The 20970-nt window shown below is 66.3% G+C and carries 19 protein-coding genes; 14 read left to right on the top strand and 5 right to left on the bottom strand.

Going from position 1 to position 20970, the window contains the following annotated elements; all coding sequences use genetic code 11:
• Window positions 1–53: 53 nt before the first annotated feature.
• Window positions 54–998 carry a TIGR03564 family F420-dependent LLM class oxidoreductase gene (locus ON22_RS29550; protein WP_033245653.1) on the bottom strand — a complete coding sequence of 315 codons (945 nt, stop codon included), beginning with the start codon at window positions 996–998 and terminating at the stop codon, window positions 54–56.
• Window positions 999–1681: 683 nt separating this feature from the next.
• Between ON22_RS29550 and ON22_RS29545 the strand changes: the two genes are divergently transcribed.
• The 14 genes from ON22_RS29545 to ON22_RS29480 all read left to right on the top strand — a co-directional run bounded on the left by ON22_RS29545 (window position 1682) and on the right by ON22_RS29480 (window position 16446).
• Window positions 1682–3289, top strand: coding sequence for an SMP-30/gluconolactonase/LRE family protein (locus ON22_RS29545; RefSeq protein WP_033245652.1), 1608 nt, complete (start codon window positions 1682–1684; stop codon window positions 3287–3289).
• A gap of 7 nt (window positions 3290–3296) precedes the next feature.
• Window positions 3297–4142 carry an SDR family NAD(P)-dependent oxidoreductase gene (locus tag ON22_RS29540; protein ID WP_033245651.1) on the top strand — a complete coding sequence of 282 codons (846 nt, stop codon included), beginning with the start codon at window positions 3297–3299 and terminating at the stop codon, window positions 4140–4142.
• 58 nt (window positions 4143–4200) lie between these two features.
• Window positions 4201–5574, top strand: coding sequence for an aromatic ring-hydroxylating oxygenase subunit alpha (locus ON22_RS29535; protein WP_033245650.1), 1374 nt, complete (start codon window positions 4201–4203; stop codon window positions 5572–5574).
• Between the two features lie 39 nt (window positions 5575–5613).
• Window positions 5614–7437, top strand: coding sequence for a flavin-containing monooxygenase (locus ON22_RS29530; protein ID WP_033245649.1), 1824 nt, complete (start codon window positions 5614–5616; stop codon window positions 7435–7437).
• Window positions 7434–8360 carry an SDR family NAD(P)-dependent oxidoreductase gene (locus tag ON22_RS29525; protein ID WP_033245648.1) on the top strand — a complete coding sequence of 309 codons (927 nt, stop codon included), beginning with the start codon at window positions 7434–7436 and terminating at the stop codon, window positions 8358–8360. The genes ON22_RS29530 and ON22_RS29525 overlap by 4 nt, the downstream gene beginning before the upstream one ends.
• A gap of 2 nt (window positions 8361–8362) precedes the next feature.
• A complete protein-coding gene (locus tag ON22_RS29520) occupies window positions 8363–10069 on the top strand; it encodes a thiamine pyrophosphate-binding protein (protein ID WP_033245647.1) in 1707 nt (568 codons plus the stop codon).
• Window positions 10069–11505 carry an aldehyde dehydrogenase family protein gene (locus ON22_RS29515; RefSeq protein WP_033245646.1) on the top strand — a complete coding sequence of 479 codons (1437 nt, stop codon included), beginning with the start codon at window positions 10069–10071 and terminating at the stop codon, window positions 11503–11505. Before ON22_RS29520 ends, ON22_RS29515 begins: the two co-directional genes overlap by 1 nt.
• A 12-nt stretch (window positions 11506–11517) precedes the next feature.
• On the top strand, window positions 11518–12048 hold the full coding sequence (locus tag ON22_RS29510; RefSeq protein WP_033245645.1) for a nuclear transport factor 2 family protein: 531 nt from the start codon (window positions 11518–11520) through the stop codon (window positions 12046–12048).
• 9 nt (window positions 12049–12057) lie between these two features.
• Window positions 12058–12921: an SDR family NAD(P)-dependent oxidoreductase gene (locus tag ON22_RS29505; protein ID WP_033245644.1), complete on the top strand. Its 864-nt coding sequence runs from the start codon at window positions 12058–12060 to the stop codon at window positions 12919–12921.
• Between the two features lie 32 nt (window positions 12922–12953).
• The gene (locus tag ON22_RS29500) at window positions 12954–13508 is read left to right on the top strand and encodes a nuclear transport factor 2 family protein (RefSeq protein ID WP_033245643.1); all 555 of its coding nucleotides are present in this window, start codon (window positions 12954–12956) and stop codon (window positions 13506–13508) included.
• 22 nt (window positions 13509–13530) lie between these two features.
• Window positions 13531–14358 (top strand): TauD/TfdA dioxygenase family protein, encoded by an 828-nt coding sequence (locus ON22_RS29495; protein ID WP_033245642.1) that lies wholly within the window; start codon window positions 13531–13533, stop codon window positions 14356–14358.
• A 106-nt stretch (window positions 14359–14464) separates the two neighbouring features.
• Window positions 14465–15082, top strand: a complete 618-nt coding sequence (locus tag ON22_RS29490; RefSeq protein ID WP_231508678.1) for a carboxymuconolactone decarboxylase family protein — start codon at window positions 14465–14467, stop codon at window positions 15080–15082.
• A 69-nt stretch (window positions 15083–15151) separates the two neighbouring features.
• Window positions 15152–15553: a DUF427 domain-containing protein gene (locus ON22_RS29485; RefSeq protein WP_157170452.1), complete on the top strand. Its 402-nt coding sequence runs from the start codon at window positions 15152–15154 to the stop codon at window positions 15551–15553.
• Window positions 15550–16446 carry an acyl-CoA thioesterase gene (locus ON22_RS29480; RefSeq protein ID WP_033245640.1) on the top strand — a complete coding sequence of 299 codons (897 nt, stop codon included), beginning with the start codon at window positions 15550–15552 and terminating at the stop codon, window positions 16444–16446. The genes ON22_RS29485 and ON22_RS29480 overlap by 4 nt, the downstream gene beginning before the upstream one ends.
• A 1-nt stretch (window position 16447) precedes the next feature.
• On the opposite strand, the gene ON22_RS29475 is transcribed toward ON22_RS29480, so the two are convergent.
• From ON22_RS29475 to aztD, 4 genes are all read right to left on the bottom strand, one after another.
• Complete coding sequence (locus ON22_RS29475; RefSeq protein WP_033245639.1) at window positions 16448–17254, bottom strand: FadR/GntR family transcriptional regulator; 807 nt, start codon at window positions 17252–17254, stop codon at window positions 16448–16450.
• Window positions 17255–17454: 200 nt separating this feature from the next.
• On the bottom strand, window positions 17455–17982 hold the full coding sequence (locus ON22_RS29470; RefSeq protein ID WP_033245638.1) for a DUF1990 domain-containing protein: 528 nt from the start codon (window positions 17980–17982) through the stop codon (window positions 17455–17457).
• Window positions 17983–18108: 126 nt separating this feature from the next.
• The gene (locus tag ON22_RS35045; RefSeq protein WP_051158254.1) at window positions 18109–19503 is read right to left on the bottom strand and encodes a TerD family protein; all 1395 of its coding nucleotides are present in this window, start codon (window positions 19501–19503) and stop codon (window positions 18109–18111) included.
• A 278-nt stretch (window positions 19504–19781) separates the two neighbouring features.
• Window positions 19782–20936 (bottom strand): zinc metallochaperone AztD, encoded by a 1155-nt coding sequence (gene aztD / locus ON22_RS29455; protein WP_033245637.1) that lies wholly within the window; start codon window positions 20934–20936, stop codon window positions 19782–19784.
• Window positions 20937–20970 lie beyond the last annotated feature (34 nt).

Below are 20970 nucleotides of genomic sequence, written 5' to 3'. Positions count from 1 at the left end.
GGGGCGTCGGTGCCCGCCGATCGGCGGGGCGGGCCGATGGGCCGGCGACGAGTTCATCCCGTGATGCCACCCAGCGCTCCGAGGAAGCGCCAAGTGGCCCGTTCGTCCTCATCGCCGCCGAGGTCGGTCTGGGTGATCAGCAACTCGGTGGCGCCCGCGTCGACATAGCGGCGTAGCTGTGCCTCGACCTCGGCTTCGGTGCCGATCACCGCCAGTTCGGCCGCGGTCGCGACGCCTTCTCGTTCCAGCACCGAACGATAGGACGGGATCGCGTCGTAGAACGACATCCGTTCGGCCGCCTCCGCACGTGCCCGGCCGGGGTCGGCGGTCACCACCACCGGAACTCCCGCGATCACCCGGGGCCGGGGACGGCCGGCGGCCCGCGCGGCTTTTTCGACCCGCGGCACGATATCGCCGGCGAGGGCGCGGGGGCCGGCCAGGAAGGGCACGATTCCGTCGGCGAGTTCACCGGATACGGCCAGCGCCTGGGGGCCCATGGCGGCCACGACGATATCCGGTCCGTCGCCGCCGGCCACCGCCGCGGGCAGCGGTGGTGCGGCGGTGAGTGTTTCGCCGGTGAAATCGACGGTTCCCGTGGTGAGTACCGAGCGTAGGACGGTCAGATACTCCCGCAGCCGGCGGATCGGACGGTCGGTGGGCACCCCGAACGCGGGTTCTTCCAGAGCTCGCGCGCCGAGGCCGAGCCCGAGGGTGAAGCGACGGTGACTGGCGGCGTGGGCGGTTTGTGCCTGACTTGCGACAACAAGTGGATGCCGCGGATTGATCGGCACCACCGAGGTGCCGATATGCAGCCCCGGCACCGCGGCGCCGACCGCGGCGGCGACGGACAGTGAGTCGAAGTCGAAACGCTGTGCGAACCAGACCCGGTCGATGCCCGCGCGTTGCACGAAACGCGCCCGGTCGAGCAGATCGTCGACGGTATTGGCTGCGGTGGGATGGGGGTTGAGCGCGATTCCGATCGGTGCGGTGAGTGCCATATCCGCCGCAACCGGCGGAGCCGCGATTCGTATTCCGGCCGGAGGCAATTGGAATCAGGCCGAATCTCACCGGAGCCGGGCAGGTTGTCATCTGCTAGCGGCCGCGGACCTCGTCGGCCCTGGGGGCCGGGAGTCGGAGTTCTGGTCGCGGAGCGCTGCCGCCGAGTCCGGCCGGTCCCGGAACGCGGCGCCCTTTCCGGCGGCCTCGCGGTGCCACCCGGCGCCGGGCGGCTGTCATCGAGTGCCGCCCGGGTTCCGTGATGGCCGCGGATGTGCTCGTTGCCGGTCGCGAGCATCCGTCCAGTGGCACATACTTCCGGCCCCGGGCACGCTGCCGGAACGGAGTCTCCGGCAGCCGGCGCAGACCCGGCCGGGGTGTGCCGCCGATCGCCGGCATAGTGCCTGATCTACGCGGCTGGGGCTGCTGCGGCGATCTCCTCGGAGTCGGACATTTCCTATATGGAGAATGATATTCTCCCAGTTGTGGCTCGCGGTGGTAGCAACGGCTTTCCGGGGGCGTCGAAAGCGCGCGTATCCAGGCGGATACCCCATGCTCGTAACTATCCTTACAAAGATTGCAATGCTTATTGCGCTTGCCTGGATGGGGCGTTAGATTCCTTACAAAGTCCTCGACATCGAGGCGGATCAGCGCTAGCGGCCGGGTCGGTTGGGAGTCAGTCGGAATGTTGCAGCAAGAGGCCCGCTATCAGGGCGGCCGATCGATCGGGGTCGCGGCGGGCTGGAGTCAACGGCGGATCACCCCGCCCAGCCGGCTGTTCGGCGCCAACGGGTTACGGACCGGGCCGGACGGGCGGATCTATATCGCCCAGGTGACCGGCAGCCAGATCAGCGCCCTCGATATCGATACCGGCGCGATCGAAACCATCAGCGCCAAGGGCGGCGATATCGTCGCGCCCGACGATTGCGCATTCGACTCGGCCGGCAACCTGTACGCCACCGAGGTGATGGACGGCCGCGTGAGCGCCCGCAACGCCGACGGCACCACCCGCTTGCTGCGCGCGGACCTGCCCAGCGCCAACGGCATCACGGTGTATCAGGGCCGGCTGTTCGTCAACGAATGCCGGCCCGGCGGCCGGCTCATGGAACTGCCGCTCGACGGTGGCACGCCGCGCATCCTGCTGGAAAACCTGGAACAGCCGAATGCGATGGAGGTGGGTCCCGACGGGTTGCTCTATTACCCGGTGATGGGGCTCAACGAGATCTGGCGGATCCATCCCGACGGCGGTGAACCCGAACGGGTCGCCGGGGATCTCGGCGTACCGGATTCGGTGAAGTTCGATGCGGACGGGTGCATCGTGTCCACCCAGGTCGCCTCGGGGCAGGTACTGCGGATCGATCCCCGCAACGGTGAGAAAACCGTCCTCGCCCAGCTCGATCCGGGCCTGGACAACTGCACGCTGGTGGACGGCCGGCTGTTCGTCTCCAACTTCACCGGCGAGATCACCGAAATCCGCGCCGACGGCACCACCCGCACCACGCTGCCGGGCGGGCTGAACTGGCCGCTGGATCTGACCGTCGGCCCCGACGGCACACTGTTCGTCGCCGACGGCACCTACTTCTATGCGGTCGGCCCCGACGGGCTCGAAACCCTGGGCATGCTGTTCAGTCCGGGCTATCCGGGCTTCGTCCGCGGTGTGACAGCCGCCGGACCGGGTGAATTCCTCGTCGCAACCGCGGGCGGTCAGGTCGCCCGGTGGCGGCCCGCGAGCGGGGAGAGCGAATTCCTTGCCGGCGCCGAAGCGCCGCTCGACCAGTTGTACGGGATCGAGGCCGGGCCCGGCGGAAAGATCGTGACCACCGAATTCGGCACCGGCCGGGTGCTCGGGGTGCGTGGTGACGGCGGAGTCGAGGTGCTCGCCGCCGGGCTGGACAAGCCGATCGGCATCGCGTTCACCGCGGACGGCACCTGTCTGGTCGCCGAATCCGGGGCGGGCCGGGTGGTCTCGGTGTCCGCCGGGGGAGTGGACACCGTGGTGGACGGTCTCGACACTCCGCAGGGCCTGCTGATCCGCGGATCGCAGCTGCTGATCGTCGATTCCGGTGCCAAGAATCTCGTCGCGGTCGATCTGGAGACCAAGGCCCGCGAGGTGCTCGCCTGGAACCTGCCGGTGGGCGCGCCGCCCGGGGTGACGCCGAAACCGCTGCTGGGTATGCCGCCCTTCTCCGGGCCGCAGGGGCCGTTCGCGGGTATTGCGGCCGGCCCGGACGGAACCCTGTATATCGCCGCCGACGCCGAGGGCAGTGTGCTCGCATTCCGGAAGGACGGGTGAATCAACCATGATAGGCGAATTCTTCGGACTGGACGGGCGCGTGGTGATCGTGTCCGGCGCGGGCGGTGGCGGAATCGGGACCGCCGTGACCAGACTGGTCGCGCAAGCCGGGGCGACCGTGCTCGGAGTCAGCCGCGGCGCGGAGAACCTGGCGAAACATGTGGAACCGCTGGCGAGCGAGGGACTGAACGTCGTTCCCGTACAGGCCGATGCCGCCACCGACGAAGGTGTCGCCACCGTGCTCGAAGCCGCGCGAAAGGCCGAAGGGGACCTCTACGGCCTGGTCAATATCGCCGGCGGTGCCGCACCCACCACCTGGATGCCGGCCACCCGGGTCACGCGTGACGACTGGCGGGCCCTGTTCGCACAGAACCTCGAATCGATGTTCTTCATGAGCCAGGCGGTGGCCGCGGAGATCAAAGCGGCCGGCCGGGCGGGCTCCATCGTCTCGCTGTCGTCGATCAGCGGGATGAACACCGCCCCGTACCATATCGCCTACGGCACCGCGAAAGCCGCCCTCGTCGCCGCGACCCGGACGCTGGCGGTCGAACTCGCGCTCAGCGATATCCGGGTGAACGCGATCGCGCCCGGCGTCACCGAAACTCCGGCCTCGGGAACCTATGTCGACGAGGACGCTGAACGCGATCGGACCGCGATCGCCATGGGCCGCCGCGGCCGGCCCGGAGAGCAGGCGGGTGCCGTGCTGTTCCTGCTCTCCCAGCTGTCGTCCTATATCACCGGGCAGACGATCCTGGTCGACGGCGGGCTCAACTTGAAATGGACCCATCTGGGCGCCGACAACACCTCGCTGTTCCTGAAGGACGAGGGTTTCCGCGCCGCCATCACCAGCTGACCACCGAAATGTATTGCACCGACACCGACTGTCCCCGGACCCGGGGTGGGAGAACACGATGAGCGAGCGCGTCGACGATATCGCCACGAACACCGAACCGCTGTCCGCGCCGATGACGATCGGGGTGGAGGCCTACCTCAGTCCCGAATACGTCAAAGACGAACGCGACAAGTTGTGGCGCAAGGTCTGGCAGCAGGTGGGCCGGGTCGAGGAGATCCCGCGCGTGGGCGATTACCTCACCTACGAAATCCTCGACGATTCGATCATCATCGTGCGCACCGCCGAGGATACGATCCGCGCGTACCACAATGTGTGCGCCCACCGCGGCCGCAAACTGGTCGACACCCCGTCCGGCGAGCGTAATGCCAAGGGGCAGAAGAAACAGTTCGTCTGCGGATTCCACGGCTGGCGTTACGACCTCGACGGCCGCAATACCTTCGTCCCCGAACGCGAGGACTGGCCCTGCGGGCTCACCGAACGTAACGACGGACTGGTCGACGTGCATGTCGACACCTGGGGCGGCTGGATCTTCGTCAATCTGGATCCGAAGCCGTCGGAAACCCTGCTGGAATACCTGGAACCGGCGGCGTCCCTGCTCGATCCGTTCCAGTTGCAGAACATGCGCTACCGCTGGCGGCGGTGGCTGGTGTTCGACTGCAACTGGAAGGTCGCGCTGGAAGCCTTCATGGAGACCTACCACGTGCCCTACACCCATCCGGAGTTCATGAACTTCGGTATGTTCCTGGGCTGGGCGCGGGCGCAGGGCAAGCACAGCAATATCGGCTACGACGCGCCGAAGGGCCAGGAAGAGAGCCAGGGCAAGATCCGCCTCGGCCACGGCCCCGACGCCCGCAAATCCACCATCGAACTGCAGAATTTCACCTGGGAGAACGCCAACACCAACACCACCTGGACCATGGTGGAGGCGGCGCGGCGGCTCACCGAGGAACTGCCGGAGGGCACCCCGGCCCCCGAGGTCATGCAGCATTGGCTGGCATCGGCGCGCGCCGCCGACGAGAAACGCGGTGTTATCTGGCCGACCGTTTCCCCGTCGCAGGTGGCGGCGGCCGGCACCGCATGGCAGATCTTCCCGAACTTCCAGATCGGGCACGCGGTGAACAATATGCTCTGCTACAGCGCCCGACCCTACGGCTACGACCCGGACAAATGTATTTTCGAGGCCGCGGTTTACGAACTGTTCCCGGAAGGCGAAGCGCCGGAAACGGAATGGATCCACACACCGCAGGACGATCCGGGCTGGCGCACCGTACTGCCGCAGGATTTCGACAATATGGCAGCCGTCCAGCAGGGGATGAAAACCGCCGGTTTCACCGGCCCGAAACCTAATCCGTATCGCGAGCGCAGTGTCGTCAACCTGCATCACAACCTCGCGAAATACATGGGCACCGGCGCACCGCGTGACCTCACCTGACCCGGCGCCGCCGGCCCGATCCAGCACCGAGGAATCCGAATGAACAACTGCGCACCCACGCAGACCCCCGATATCGACCATGCCGCGTTACGGGCCAAGTATCTGGCCGAACGCGATAAGCGGCTGCGATCGGAAGGGCAACAGCAGTACGTCGCCAGCGAGGACGGGTTCGCCGAGGTATTCGAAGGCGACCCCTATACCCCGGTGACACCGCGAGAGCCGATCACCGAGGAAGTCGATGTGGTGGTCCTCGGCGGGGGCTGGGCCGGTTTGACCGCAGGCGCGCGGCTCACCCAGGCCGGCGTCGAGGATTTCCGGATCATCGAACTGGCCGGCGATTTCGGCGGCGCCTGGTACTGGAATCGTTATCCCGGTATCCAATGCGATTCCGACGCCTACTGCTATCTGCCGCTGCTCGAGGAAACCGGGTACATCCCGACCCAGAAATACGCCTACGGCGACGAATGTTTCGAGCACGCCCAGCGTATCGGGAAGCATTTCGGACTGTACGAGAAGGCGATCTTCTCGACCATGACGAAATCGCTGGAATGGGATGAGGCGCTGCGACGCTGGCGCATCGGCACCAATCGCGACGACCGGATCCTGGCCCGGTTCGTCGTCATGGCGCAGGGGCCGTTCAACAAGCCGAAGCTGCCCGGTATCCCGGGTATCAACGATTTCATCGGGCACACATTCCATTCGGCCCGCTGGGATTACGCCTACACCGGCGGTGATATGCGCGGCGGCCTGACCGGGCTGGAGGACAAGAAGGTCGCGGTGATCGGGACCGGTGCCAGCGGCATCCAGATCATTCCGCATATCGCCCGGTCGGCCGAACACCTGTACGTTTTCCAGCGCACGCCGTCCTATATCAACGAACGCGGTAACGTCCCGACCGATCCGGATTGGGCGAAATCGCTGCAGCCGGGCTGGCAGCTGGAACGGCGCCGCAATTTCCACACCGCCGCGTTCGAGGCGTTCGCGCCCGGCCAGCCGGATCTGGTGTGCGACGGCTGGACCGAGGTGAGCCGGAATGTGCAGGCCTACCTGGACGAAACGAACAGCTGGGCCGAGGTGACTCCGGAGAAGTTCATGGAGATCCGGGAGACCCAGGACTACCGGGCCATGGAGCGGGTCCGGCAGCGCGTCGACCAGATCGTCGAGGATCCGGCGACCGCGGCCGCGCTCAAACCGTATTACCGATTCCTGTGCAAGCGGCCCTGTTTCAACGACGAATACCTGCCGACCTACAACCGCTCGAATGTGACCCTGGTCGATGTATCGAAGACCAAAGGCGTCGAGCGGATAACAGCAGCCGGCATCGTGGCCGACGGTGTGGAACACGAAGTGGACTGCATCATCTTCGCCAGCGGATTCGAGATCACCACCGATCTGGATCGCCGCTACGGTATCCACCCGTTCACCGGCCGGGACGGCCTGTCGCTCTACGAACATTGGGCGAACGGCTACCGCACCTTGCACGGCCTCACCAGTAACGGTTTCCCGAATATTTTCTTCACCGGGTTCGTGCAGGGCGGCGTGACCGCGAGCACCACCGATATGTTCGATCAGCAGACCACCCATGCCGCCTACATCATCGGTGAAGCGCTGAACCGGGACGCGAAAGTCGTGGAACCCACCCCGGAGGCCGTCGAAGGTTGGTGCACCACCATCAAGGAAACCGCCGTCGACAACAGTAATTTCCAGCGTGAGTGCACGCCGGGTTACTACAACAACGAGGGCGAGCAGAACATCCGGTCCCATCTCGGAGAGCCGTACTGGCCGGGCTTCTACGCCCTGGAGGAGCTGCTGCAGGAATGGCGCGGTACCGGCCGCCTCGAGGGTCTGGTGCTGGGCAAATGAACGAGTCGGGCCCGGAGAAACGGTTCGACGGCCGGGTGGCCGTCGTGACCGGTGCCGGTCGCGGGCTGGGGCGGGCCTACGCCCTGATGCTCGGCGCGCGTGGTGCGAAAGTCGTGGTCAACGATGTCGGTGGGGGGATCCCGGGCGGTGATATCGATGCCGGGGTGGCCGGTGGTGTGGCCGCCGAGATCCGGGACGCCGGTGGGGAAGCGGTGTCGAATGCCGATTCCGTGGCGAGCCCGGAAAGCGGACGCGCGATCATCGACACGGCCCTCGACACCTATGGTCGCGTCGATATCCTCATCCACAACGCCGGCAACGTTCGTTATGCACCGTTGACCGAAATGTCCTACGAGGATTTCGATTCCGTCCTCGACGTGCATCTGCGCGGCGCATTCCACGTGGTTCGCGCGGCATTCCCGGTAATGCGCGACGCCGGCTACGGCCGGGTGATCCTGACATCCTCGATCGGCGGACTGTACGGCAACCAGAACGTCGCGAATTACGCTGTCGCCAAGGCCGGCGTGATCGGATTGTCGAATGTGATCGCGCTCGAGGGTGCCGAGCACGGGGTGAAATCCAACGTGATCGTGCCCGCGGCAGTGACCAGGCTGGCCGACGGCCTGGATACCTCGAAATATCCGCCGATGGAACCCGAGCTGGTCGCCCCGGCGGTGGGTTGGCTGGCCCACGAATCCTGCACGATCAGCGGCGAGATGCTGGTCGCGCTGGCGGGCCGGGTCGCACGGGCCTATATCGCGGAAACCCCCGGCGTCTACCGGCCGCAGTGGTCGATCGAGGACGTCGGCGAACAGATCGACGACATACGCGATACCGACGATTCGTGGTTGCTGCCGGTGGTGCCGTCGGCGCACAGCGACCATATCGGCCGGAGTTTCGCAATGGCCATGGGAGGACAGTGAATATGGCGGTCAAGGTTTACGAACGAATTCTGGACCTCTTCGAGGCCGAAGGTATCAATACGATTTTCGGTATCCCCGATCCGAATTTCGTGCACCTGTTCCATCTGGCCGACGAACGCGGCTGGAATGTCGTGTCCCCGCACCACGAGGAATCGGCCGGGTTCATGGCCGAGGCGGTTTCCCGGATGACCGGTAAGGCCGCCGTCTGTATCGGCACCCTCGGACCCGGTATGGCGAATATGGCCGGCGCGATGATGTGCGCCAAGGTGGAGAATTCGCCGGTGATCTTCCTGGGCGGGCAGCGCGCGCGGATCACCGAACAGCGGGTACGCCGCGGGCGGATCCAGTTCGTGAAACAGTCCGGCCTGCTGGAACCCTCGGTGAAGTACGCGGCGAGTATCGAATACGCCGACCAGACCGACGAGATCATCCGCGAAGGCCTGCGCAAGGCGCTGACCGGTGTCCCCGGCCCCGTGTACATCGAATACCCATCGCATGTCATCCAGGAAGAGCTCGATGTTCCGGCGCCGCTGCCGCCGCACCGCTACCGCCTGGTCGGCCAGACGGCCGGTCAGGACAAGATCGACGAGGCCGCCGAGCTCATCCGTCAGGCGAAGCAGCCGGTTCTGCTGGTCGGGCACGGGGTGCACACCTCCCGCGCCGGCGCTTCGGTGAAAGAACTCGCCGATCTCATGGCCTGCCCGGTCGTGCAGACCTCGGGCGGTACCTCCTTTATCGAAGGCCTGGAAGACCGAACCTTCCCGTACGGGTTCTCGCCGTCCGCGGTGGAAGCCGTCGTGAAATCCGATCTGTGTTTGGCTATCGGCACCGAGCTGGGCGAGCCGGTGCACTACGGCCGGGGCCGGCACTGGCTGGAGAACGAAGCCATCCGGAAATGGGTGCTGATCGAACAGGACCCCACCGCCATCGGCGTCAACCGCCCCATCGACGTACCGCTGGTCGGTGACCTGCGCGCCGTCGTACCTCAGCTCACCGCCGTCCTGAAGGACACGCCGCGCGCCGCCACCCCGGAGCTCGCCCGGTGGATCGAACAGGACGCCACCCGGCTGGCCGAACTCGCCGAATCCGCGCCGTCCGGCATGTCACCGGTACATCCGGCCCGCCTGGTCGTGGAGGCCACCAAGGATTTCCCCGCCGACGGGATCCTGGTCCGCGACGGCGGCGCCACCACGATCTTCGGCTGGACCTACACGCAGTGCAAACCACACGATGTGGTCTGGAACCAGAACTTCGGGCACCTCGGCACCGGCCTGCCGTACGCGGTCGGCGCCTCGGTGGCCGACGGCGGTAAACGACCGGTCCTGCTGATCACCGGCGACTCCTCGTTCCAGTTCCAGATCGCCGAACTGGAAACCGCTGCCCGGCTGAATCTTCCGCTTGTCACCGTCGTCGCGGTCGATTACGCGTGGGGTCTCGAGGTCGGTGTCTACAAACGTACGTTCGGTCAGGGTTCCCGGGAAACCGCTGTGCACTGGAGTAAAGAGACACGGCTCGACAAGGTCGCCGAGGGCTTCGGCTGCTACGGCGAATACGTCGACACCGACGCCGAGATCGCGCCCGCCATCAAGCGCGCCTTCGCCAGCGGAAAACCGGGTGTCATCCATGTAGCGGTGGATCCGAAGGCGAACTCCGAGGAAATGCCGAGCTACGACGAGTTCCGCACTTGGTACGCGGAAGGGATGCAGTGATGCGCGAATACCTGAAGTTCTATATCGACGGGCAATGGGTCGAGCCGTCCGGAAACCGGACCTTCGACGTGGTCAACCCCGCCACCGAGGAAGTGGCCGGGAAAGTCGCGGCCGGATCGGCCGCCGATGTGGACGCAGCCGTCACGGCGGCGCGCGCGGCCTTTCCGGTGTGGGCCGCCAGTACGGTCGCCGAACGGCTGGACCTGCTCCGGGCCATCGGTAGGGAATACCAGAAGCGCACCGCCGATCTGGCCGCGGCACTCACCGAGGAGATGGGCGCTCCTGCCGGACTGGCGAACGGATTCCAGGTGGATCTGGCGGCGGGCCATCTGCAACAGGCGATCGAGATCCTGGAGAACTACCGGTTCGAGGAACAGCGCGGGGCCACGTTGATCGTGAAGGAACCGATCGGGGTCTGCGGGCTGATCACGCCGTGGAACTGGCCGATGAACCAGATCGCGGTGAAGGTTTTCCCCGCGCTGGGGACCGGCTGCACGATGGTGCTGAAACCGTCCGAACGTTCACCGTTCACGGGGCAGATCTTCACCGAGATCCTTGCCGCCGCCGGTGTACCGGCCGGTGTGTTCAACCTCGTACAGGGCGACGGCCCGGGGGTCGGCGTACCGCTGTCGTCGCATCCGGAGGTCGATATGATCTCGTTCACCGGATCCACCCGCGCCGGCGTCGAAATTTCTCGTAATGCGGCTCCGACCGTGAAACGAGTGACCCAGGAACTGGGCGGGAAAGGCCCTAATATCGTCCTCGACGACGCTGATTTCGCGACCAATGTCGGCGCGGGCGTCGGAAACATGATGGGTAATTCCGGGCAGACCTGCAGTTCACCCGCGCGAATGCTGGTTCCCAGCGCGCGGATGGCGGAAGCGATCGAGGCCGCCCGCGCCGCTGCCGAAACGATCACCGTCGGTGATCCCACCGGTGACGTCGCTATCGGTCCCGTAGTCGCCGCCTCGCAGTTCGAGAAGATCCAATCCCTGATCCAGAAGGGAATCGATGAGGGCGCCACTCTTGTAGCCGGCGGTACCGGGCGACCGGACGGCCTGGAGAAGGGGTACTACGTCAAACCCACGGTATTCGCCGATGTCACGAACGATATGACCATCGCGCGCGAGGAAATCTTCGGGCCCGTGCTGGTGATCATCGGCTACGACGGTATCGACGATGCCGTCGCCATAGCCAACGACACCGAGTACGGCCTGGCCGGTTTCATAGCGGGCCGTGACCTGGACCAGGCCCGCGCTGTCGCACGGCGCCTGCGTGCCGGGTCGATCGGGATCAACGGCGGTTTCGATTTCGCGGCGCCGTTCGGCGGTTACAAGAAGAGCGGAAACGGCCGCGAATGGGGTGCAGCCGGTTTCGAGGAATACCTCGAAGTCAAGGGCATTCTCGGATATGCCCCCGAAGCCGCCGAGGCGTAAGGGCGTGGCGAGGTGAACGACGTCGCCGCCGAAGTGCAGACGATCCTCGCCCATGCGCGTATCCGTGACTGTCTGGTCCGGCTCGCGCGGGGCGAGGACCGCCGCGATGCGACCCTGGTGAAAGATGCGTTCTGGTCCGATGCCACGGTCGATTTCGGGATATTCGGCGGCACCTTCGACCAATACCTGAGCTGGGTGATCCCCGGCTCGCCCGCGATCGTATCCACCCAGCATCTACTGGGGCAGACTTCGATCGACCTGCGCGGCGAGCACGCGCGCACCGAGACACAGGTGATCGCCTACCACCGTCTCGATACCGGTGCCGAGCACCGTGATTCGGTACTCGGCGGCCGCTATCTGGATCGGTTCGAAAGCCGCGACGGCCGGTGGCGGATCGCGCAGCGGATCATGCTGTACGACTGGGTCCGGGACGAGGGGGGTTCGGCGGACTGGTCGCAGGGCGTGCTGGGTGCTCCGCTGCGCGAGGAGAGGTTCATCGGTCGCGCGCACGGTGACCACAGCGAAGAATTCTTCGGCGGATAGGTGGCGTCGATGGGTGCACTGTCCGGCCGGGTCGCCGTGGTCACCGGTGCCAGCCGCGGTATCGGCAAGGGGATCGCGCTGGCGCTGGCGGAGCAGGGTGCGACCGTGTACGTCACCGGCCGCACGGTCGCCGACGGCGAGCATGCGTTGCCCGGCACGATCGGTGCGACCGCCGCCGACTGCACAACTCGCGGCGGGCAGGGGATCGCGGTGCGGGTCGACCACGGCCACGACGACGAGGTGGCCGCATTCTTCGACCGGGTGGCCGCCGAGCAGGGGCGCCTCGACATCCTGGTCAACAATGCGTTCTCGCTGCCGGAGGATCTGACCGATCCGCAGCCGTTCTGGGAGAAGCCGCTGTCGAACTGGGAAATGGTCGATATCGGGGTCCGGTCGAATTTCGTGGCCGCCCGGCACGCCGCCGCACTGATGGTTCCGGGCGAATCCGGGTTGATCGTCGCCATTTCCGGCTACACCGGGGTCGCCTACACCTACGGGGTGGTGTTCGGTACCGCCAAATCCGCGGTGGACCGGATGGCCCGTGATATGGCGGTGGAATTGAAACCGTTCGGCGTCGCCTCGGTATCGCTGTGGCAGGGCCTGACCATGACCGAACGTGCCGAACGCAATCTCGCGACCGTCCCGGGTCTCGCGAGGCAGGCAGCAACCACGCCGGCACACGGATGTTCCCCCGAATACCCCGGCCGCGTCATCGCCGCCCTTTCCGTGGATCCCGCCCTGATGCAGCGCACCGGCGGCACATTCATCACTGCGGAACTGGGGCGGGACTACGGCATCACCGATATCGACGGCCGTGAGATTCCTTCGCTGCGCGAAACCCGCGGATCCCCGATCTGGTCACCCATCCCATAACCATTGCGCACCAACAATGTTTCGAGGACATCATGAGCACCGCTACCGAACAGCAGGCCAGGCTCGCTGCTCTGCTGGACCGTCAGGACATTCTCGATTGCCTGACCCGGTTCAGCCGGGGAATGGACCGGTTCGACCGCAGCCTGTTCCTTTCGGCGTTCCACCCGGATGCCGAGATCGCGGCCGGTGATTTCGTGGGCTGTCCGGAAGATCTCTACGGCTGGGCGTCGGCGATGCACGAGAGTGGTCAGTACGCGACCCACCACAACCTGCTCAATCACACCTGCGATATCGACGGCGACACCGCCCACACCGAAACCTACTATCTCTTCGCCGCCCGTAACCGCGACGACAGCAACTGGCTCGCCGGTGGCCGCTATCTCGACCGCCTCGAACGACGTGCCGGGGTTTGGCGGATCACCGTGCGCACCAACGTCATCGAATGGTCGGGCATGGTCCCGACGATGCCCGTACCGTTCGCCGAAGTTCCCGATATCCACGCCAACGGTGCACCGTCGCGCAACGCGCAGGATCCTTCGTACGCACGCCCGTTGCGGAATATCCGCCGGCCGAATATCCCGTGCTGAACGCGGAAGTGAGGAGACAGTCATGCCCGCAGTGGCTACGCGAGAACTGAGCGAGAAAGTCGGTGTCGAGGTTCTCGATGTCGACGCCGCCCGGCTGATCACCGACCCCGATCTGCCGGGAATATGCCAGGAACTGCTGGAAGAATACGGTGTGGTGCTATTCCGCGAATTGCACGCCACCGACGCGGCACAGGTGGAATTCGGTGCGAAACTCGGTGAGCTCGCTGTTTTCCCGCAGTTCTCCAACAATAACGTGATGGAGATCAGCTTCGACCCGGCGAACCCGCTGGCGCCGTACTTCCCGAGCAACGACTACTGGCATATCGACGGCTGCCTGGACCGTATGATCGCCAAGACGTCGATCATGAGCGCCCGGGTGATCGCCGCCCGCGGCGGGGAAACCGCGTTCGCCAGCACCTATGTCGCCTACGACGAACTGAGCGAGCGGGAGAAGGAAGAACTCGCCGATATCCGGGTGGTCCACAGAATGGCGCGGGTACAGCGATTGAGCCATCCCGATCCCACCCCCGAGCAGGTCGCCGAATGGGAGCGCCGCCCGCCCCGCGTGCACCCGCTGGTCTGGCAACACGAATCCGGCCGCCGCTCCCTGGTTTTCGGTGCCACCGCCGCGCATGTCGAGGGCGCCGATCCAGCCGGCGGCCGGGACCTGCTCGACGAACTGGAAGACCGCGCGACCGCCCCCGACCGCGTCTACACCCACACCTGGTCGGTGGGTGACATGGTGCTGTGGGACAACACCGGCCTGGTGCACCGGGCCTGCGAATTCGATCGGTCCGAACCCCGTCGTATGGCCCGGTCGACCGTACTGGGTTCCGAACCCATCGCATGAGCGAGTCAGGCCTGGAGGCGGTAGCGGAGCGTGACCACCGGAGGGCCCTCGCTCATGCCGAATAGACAGGGCATGAGCGAGTCAGGCCAGGAGGCGGTAGCGGAGCGTGACCACGCACATGGATGACAAGGAGTTGCAGATGGAGCGCATACCCCCGCTGAAGCCCGCGGAATGGTCGGCGGAACTACGGGCGTTCTTCGCCGACTTCCGCACCCGGGTCCACCACGGTGGCCCCGCGCCTGCGAATACCCGATCGGGAACCAACCTGCTCGGGACCCTGGCCCGGCATCCCGCGTTCACCATGGCCTTCCTGCCGTTCAACGGGCATCTGCTGTACGGCACCGCACTGTCGGATCGGCAGCGCGAACTACTGATCCTGCGGGTCGCCCACCTCTGGAACAGCGACTACGAATGGGCCCAGCACGCGGTCCTCGGCGGCAATGCAGGACTGACCGAGGAAGAGATCCGCCGGATTGCCGAGGGTCCCGACGCCGCGGGCTGGTCCCCGGTGGAAGCCGCCCTGCTGCGCGCGGCCGACGAACTGCGCGAATCGGGTGCGGTCGGGGATACCGCCTGGCAGGCACTCGCGGCGGAGTTCGACGAACAGCAGTTGATGGATATCGTCTTCACGGTGGGTGCCTACGCCATGCTGGCCATGGCGATGCGGTCGTTCGGGGTCCGGCCCGAACCGGATCTCGAACCGTACTTGCCTGTGCGACAGTGAAAGCGGGAATCGCCGGCCACTTGTCGAGCCGTTTCCGGCGACCCCGTCCGATCGAGATTCGGAGCAATGATGAGCGAAGAAACCGTACCTTCCGGGTATCAGCACCGCCCCGATTACCGGGTCGATCTGCTGGCCCGTACCAATACGATGACCGCCACCCTCGACGGGCAGCAACTAGCCGTGAGCGACGAATGCCTGCTGGTGGACGAACAGGATCACGGCCTGGTGGTGTACTTTCCGCCGCAGGCGGTGAACTCGGGCTTGCTCGAAACCGTCGAACTGCATACGGTGTGCCCCTTCAAAGGTGAGGCGTCGTACTGGACCCTGCCGGGCAGCGACCGTCCCTGGATCGCGTGGTGTTATCCGCAGCCGCACTCCCAGGTGTCGCGCCTGGCCGGCTATATCGCTTTCGACCAGTCCGTCGTCCAGGTGACGATCGGTGCCGGCCGGTACACCGGGGTGCGCTCGTGAACGCCGCACAACCGCCGGGCGGTATCCCTGAATCGTCGATGGCGCGGATGCTGGAGATCTTCGATATCCGGCCCGACCCGGTGGTTCCGTCGCGCTATCTCGGCGACAGCGACGGCGGAACCCGGCGGGTGGTCGACGGTAGCCAGATCCTCGGGCAGAGCATTGTCGCGGCCACCAAGGCCCTGCCCGGCCGTACCGTGCGTAACGCGCACGCACTGTTCGTTTCTGCTGCCGACCCCGATATTCCACTGGACTTCACCGTCACCCCGATCAAGGCCGGTCGTAGTTTCGCGAGCGCCACCGTGACTGCCCGTCAGCAATTGAAGATCCGCACGAGTTGCACAGTGCTGCTGGACACGCCGCAGCCCGACCTCGTCCGCCGCGACGAACCCGCCGGACCACCGGTGCCCGGCCCGGACGAAGCCCTCCCGGCCGAAAGTCTGCCGCTGCCCGGACGTGAGGTCCGTATCGTCGGCTGCGCCGATATCAACGACCCCGACGAAATCGGCCCGCCGGTGGTGGACGCCTGGCTGCGCTACGACGAGGTTCCGTCCCGTGACGATCTGCATCGTGCCGTACTCGCGCATTTCACCGGACATCTCGGGATCTCCACGGCGCTACGCCCGCATCCCGGATTCGGTACCGCACAAGCCCACCACACCCTGTCGACGGCGCCGATGGGAATCGCGGTGACCTTCCACGACCCGGTGAAATGGGACGGCTGGTTGCGCTACCACCACGAGGCCACCTTCGTGGGGGCCGGATCCGCGCATATTCGTGGCCAGATCAGCACCGGCAGCGGCCGGTTGATCGCCTCGTTCACCCAGGACGCGATGATCCGCGCGTTCGAACGGGGACCCGTCACCGAGATCCCGAGCGCGGCGCGGCTGTAGTTCAGCGGCGGAGGCTCTGGGCGCTGCGGATCGCCTGCTGGGCCATCGTCGAGGACGCGTTCACGATGCCGTCGTCGAACCGGTCCAGCAGCAGCGCCTGCGTCGCCGCGAGATGCGCGCACGCCATATGCTCGGCCGCCGAGGCCTGACCGGAGGCGATATCGTCGACGATCTTCTGATGGGTGCGCACCGCGGCCCTCGCCTGTTCCCGCGACGGATACTCGCCGCGACCGGTGAGTGCCTCGGCCCACGCCTCCTCCTGCGCCGACCACAGCGCGACCAGGCTGCTCACCACATAGCGGACGGTCGCGTTCGGCGTGAACGAGACCACCAGATCGTGGAATTCGCGCGCGGTCTGCGTGAAGGCGACCCCGTCGTCCACCAGCCCCTTCGATTTCTCGATGTTCTCGGTGAGTACCGGCACCACCACCTCGAGGCGGTCTTCCCGGCGGGCGCATTCGGCCGCACACATCGGTTCCAGCATCTGCAGCCCGGACGCCAGATCACGCAAGGTCACGCGTCCGCCTTGCAGGGCGAGCCCGAGGTGGTACGCCGCCGACGTTTCGTCGGGCCGGTGCACCTCGGCGCCACCGACATTGCCGCGGCGCACGGTGACCAGGCCCTCGGTTTCGAGAATGCGGATCGCCTCGCGGATCGAGGGATAGGAGACACCGAATTCCTGTACCAGCTGATCCTGGGTGGGCAGCCGGTAATCGTCGGTGCCGTTGAGGATGCGCGTGCGCAATTCGTCCGCCACCGTCTGCGCCACCCGGTGCTGGGTGACCCGTCCACGCCGGGGGGTCGTCACGACAGCCGCTTGCGGCCGGAAAAGTGCACCATATGCGCGAGTTTATAGCGAAACAGCTAGTTCATCAATGATTGCAATATTTGAGAAGACAGCAAATCCGGGCGGAAAGGCGGCAGGCGGGTTCGCCGGCCCTACGGGTTCGGGCCGTGGATCTCGATCAGTGAGCGCCGGGTCCGCTGCCGAGGTTCGGGCGGTGAGCATCACGGCAAGGCCGGCGTCCGGCGCAAGGTGACGAGATATGCCTCGGCGGCCAGGCGTTGCGTAGCCCGGACCACCGGCCCACCGACGCGGGTATACCAGGCCGCGGGCCGCGAGAAGGCTCTGACCACCCCGTACACCGTCGCCGTCGCGTGATCGTATTCGACCGCGAACAGCTCTTCACCCGATTCGGGATGGCCCGGTAGCGTGCCGTAGGCGAACCCGCGGCGATCCTCCTCGTCCAGGACATACACCACCCGGCACGGCGCGAGCACGCCGAACCGTCCGATACCGAGCCGGACCGTGATGTGCGCCCCTGGTTCGGCCCGCGGCGTCTGTGCATCGGCCAGCAGGCCCAGACCGCGCTGCATCCGGTAGGCCAGGAGAGCATCCCCGAAACGCCGGAAATCGTCGCGTCCGCGGCCGAGTGGGCGGCGTATCTCCAGGTGGTGACAGCCGACGGGCATCGAACCGCTGGTGGCGCCCACCTCGGAATAGGTGAAGGCCGGGCTTTCGGCGGAACTCGTCACGGCACAATTATCTCTCGCGGCCGGCCGTGGACCGCGCGCAGGGCGATGCCGAACCCGATCGCAGAGTGGGGCGAGTGCGTTCGGGGCCCGCCGGGGTCGGACCGTGACGCATACTCCGGGGGACTGTCAGGTGCGGTCGGCTTTGAACTGGTTCACCGGGCCCTTGTCCATCCGCACTTCCACCTGCCCGTCGGGCCGCAGTGTCACCGCGGGGCGATGTTCGGAGAATCGACGGCTGTACAGCTCGAGGCGTTCGATGAGCACACCCTCGGGGCGGTTGTAGACGATGCCCGGAACGCAGGTGAAGATCCAGCTGGACTTCTTCGCCTGGTCGGCCGGGATGCTCACGGAATCCGCGCCGCTCTCGATCGAGAGCGTGACCCGGTATTTGTGGAAAGAACCGGTCCCGTTGTTGATCGCCGAATACGCCACCGGCACCACCGCGACGATCTCGGGCGCCAACCGCACCTCGATGATCTCCTCGGTCTGGCCGCCACCACGCTGCACATCCCCGCGGCCGCGGTCGCCGAGATGGCGCACCAGATCGCCGTACTGCGGGGCAGCCGGAATTCCCGCGGCCGGAAATGTGGCGACATGCACGACTTTTCCGTCGGACAGCACGACCAGGGCGTAGGCCTCGTAGTCGGCGCCGCTGGCCCACGCGACCCGCAGCCGGACAAGCGGCGCCTTCTCCAGCAAGACCGGCCCCGCACCTTTGGTGAGCGTGACGGCGCCCTTACTGAAATTCACACCGGGCGGTGGGGATTGAGAGTGCCCGATTCCTGCGGAACCCGAAGCTACGGGCGGAGCGGCGAAACCGGCTGGCGGGCTACCCGCTGCCGGCCGGCCGTCGGGCGCCGGCGGGTACCCGGGTGCGTTCGGCGGTGAATATCCCGGAGCGGTCGGCGGCGGGTACGCCGGGGGTACCGGTGGTGGATACCCCGGTGCGTGGTGCCCGGCGGATGGTGGTGCCGGATACCCCTGCGCGGGCGGCAGCGTCGATGTGGTCGGTGCCGGTGGGGTGTCTGATGGCGGGGTGGGTGCGTCGTCGACGGTGATCCCGAAATCGGTGGCCAGACCGGCCAATCCGGTGGCGTACCCCTGGCCGATATTGCGGAGTTTCCAGCCGCCTGCCCGCCGGTAGACCTCGGCGAGCAGCACCGTCGTCTCCGAGGTGAGGCCGGTGATGGGTAGTTCGTAGTCGCCGGCGCCGGCCTCGGTGATCCGCACGGTGAGCGGAATCGTACCGAATGTCCCGGTGTCCACCGACGCCGCGACCACCATCCGGTGGGCGTCGCCGATAACCGCCGTGAGGTCGATCGTGATCTCGCCGCCCGCCAACCGCACCGCCGAATCGGGAGATACCGGCTGGTTGTAGAACACGAAATCGGCATCGCTACCGACCTTTCCGTTCTCCCGCAGGCACAGGACGGTGAGGTCGATCCCGGGCGGGGCCGCCGATATCCGCACCTGTCCACCTCGTAGCGCGGTGTTCGCGCCCTTACCGATCATCTCGGGCATCCGCACCTCTGTCGTTCGTGGCCTTCTCGACCAGGGTAGGGCCGGAACGACTCATCGGGAGGGGGACGGTGGGTACAGGCCGGGATACTCGAGGTCCCGGGCGCGGGGAGCAGTGGTTGCCTGTCCTGGGGGCTGCCGATGCCGGTCGGGAGCCGAGTCGCAGCGGACTCGGTTCCCGAGCGCGGAGAGCCGTGCTCTTGCCGCGTGCGGTGCGGGCCCGGTGGGATCCGGGCCCGCACCGCACGGACGGTCCTGTCAGCGGGCCGCGCAGGCGTCGGTCAGGAACTCACACCGCTGAGTTCGTTCGGGACATCCGGCAGGGTCACCGACTCGGTCACCGAGCCGGCAGCCAGGTCGATCCGGTGGATCTGCTTGGTGGCCGGATCGGAGACGTAAGCGATACCGTCGCGGACGAACAGGGCGGGACGCGGCTGCTGCCAATCGATCGGCTCCTGCCACGAGTCCATGACATCGATGGTCCGGGTGACCTTACCGGCGACCGGGTCGATCACGTGGATGGCGCCGTCGGTGCCCAGGACCAGCGCTTCCCCCTGCGGGCCGCGGGCGAGCGAACGGAAGGTGTAGCTGGTGCCCAGGTCGACCAACCGCAGCGTGCCCTTTTCGGTATCGATCAGCGAGATACGTTCCGGGCGTTCGAGTTCGGCGAACTCGTCGGTTTTGTAATCGCCGAGCACGATCGGGGAGACTTCGCTGCCCGCCTGATTACCGATCCGGCCGTAGGGGTCCGGGCTGTCGATCTTGGTGATTTTACCGCCCCGGTAGACCAGGACACCGTCCTCGCAGCCGACGACCAAGGTATCGCCGGCGGCGGTCGCCTCACCATGTACTCCGGGGCATTTCTCGTTGCGAGTGACTTCCTTACGGTCGGCATCCAAGATCGCCACGCCGGACACCTCGTCCTCGTTGCCCAGAGTGACCGCGAGTTCACCGCTCTCCAGTTCCACGGCCACACCGTGATGCGGTTCGGCGGTCTGGTATTCGGTGGTCTCCGGGGCGCCGCCGGCGAGATCGGCGGGATCGAAGGAAGTCACTTTTCCGGTACCGTCCGAGAAAAGCACCGTGCGACCCGCATGGCGAACGACATGCCCCGGTTTCGGACCGGGGAATTCGATATCGGTGAATTGTGCTCCGGCAGCGTCCAGGACTTCGAAACCGTCCGTGGTGGACACGATCACATGCCTATCGTCACCGGCGGGATTGATCCGGTTGAATCCGCTGAGTTCCACCCCGCCGCCCCGCGCCAAGGTGGTGCCGTCGAGCAGATGGATACCGCCGTCGTAGGTGACGGCCAGCGGTTCGGCGATCGCGGTCTCCTCGCCGGAATCGGCTCCGCCGCAGCCGCTCAATGCGACCACCGCGGTGACAAGGCCGGACAGTGCGACCGCTCTTCTGGTGCCGGATCGATTGTGCATGGTGTTCCCTCATCTTCTTCGTGCTGCCCGCGGC

The organism is Nocardia carnea NBRC 14403, from assembly GCF_000308515.1.
In the GTDB taxonomy this organism is placed as follows: domain Bacteria; phylum Actinomycetota; class Actinomycetes; order Mycobacteriales; family Mycobacteriaceae; genus Nocardia; species Nocardia carnea.
This window is presented reverse-complemented; position numbering and strand designations above follow the sequence as displayed.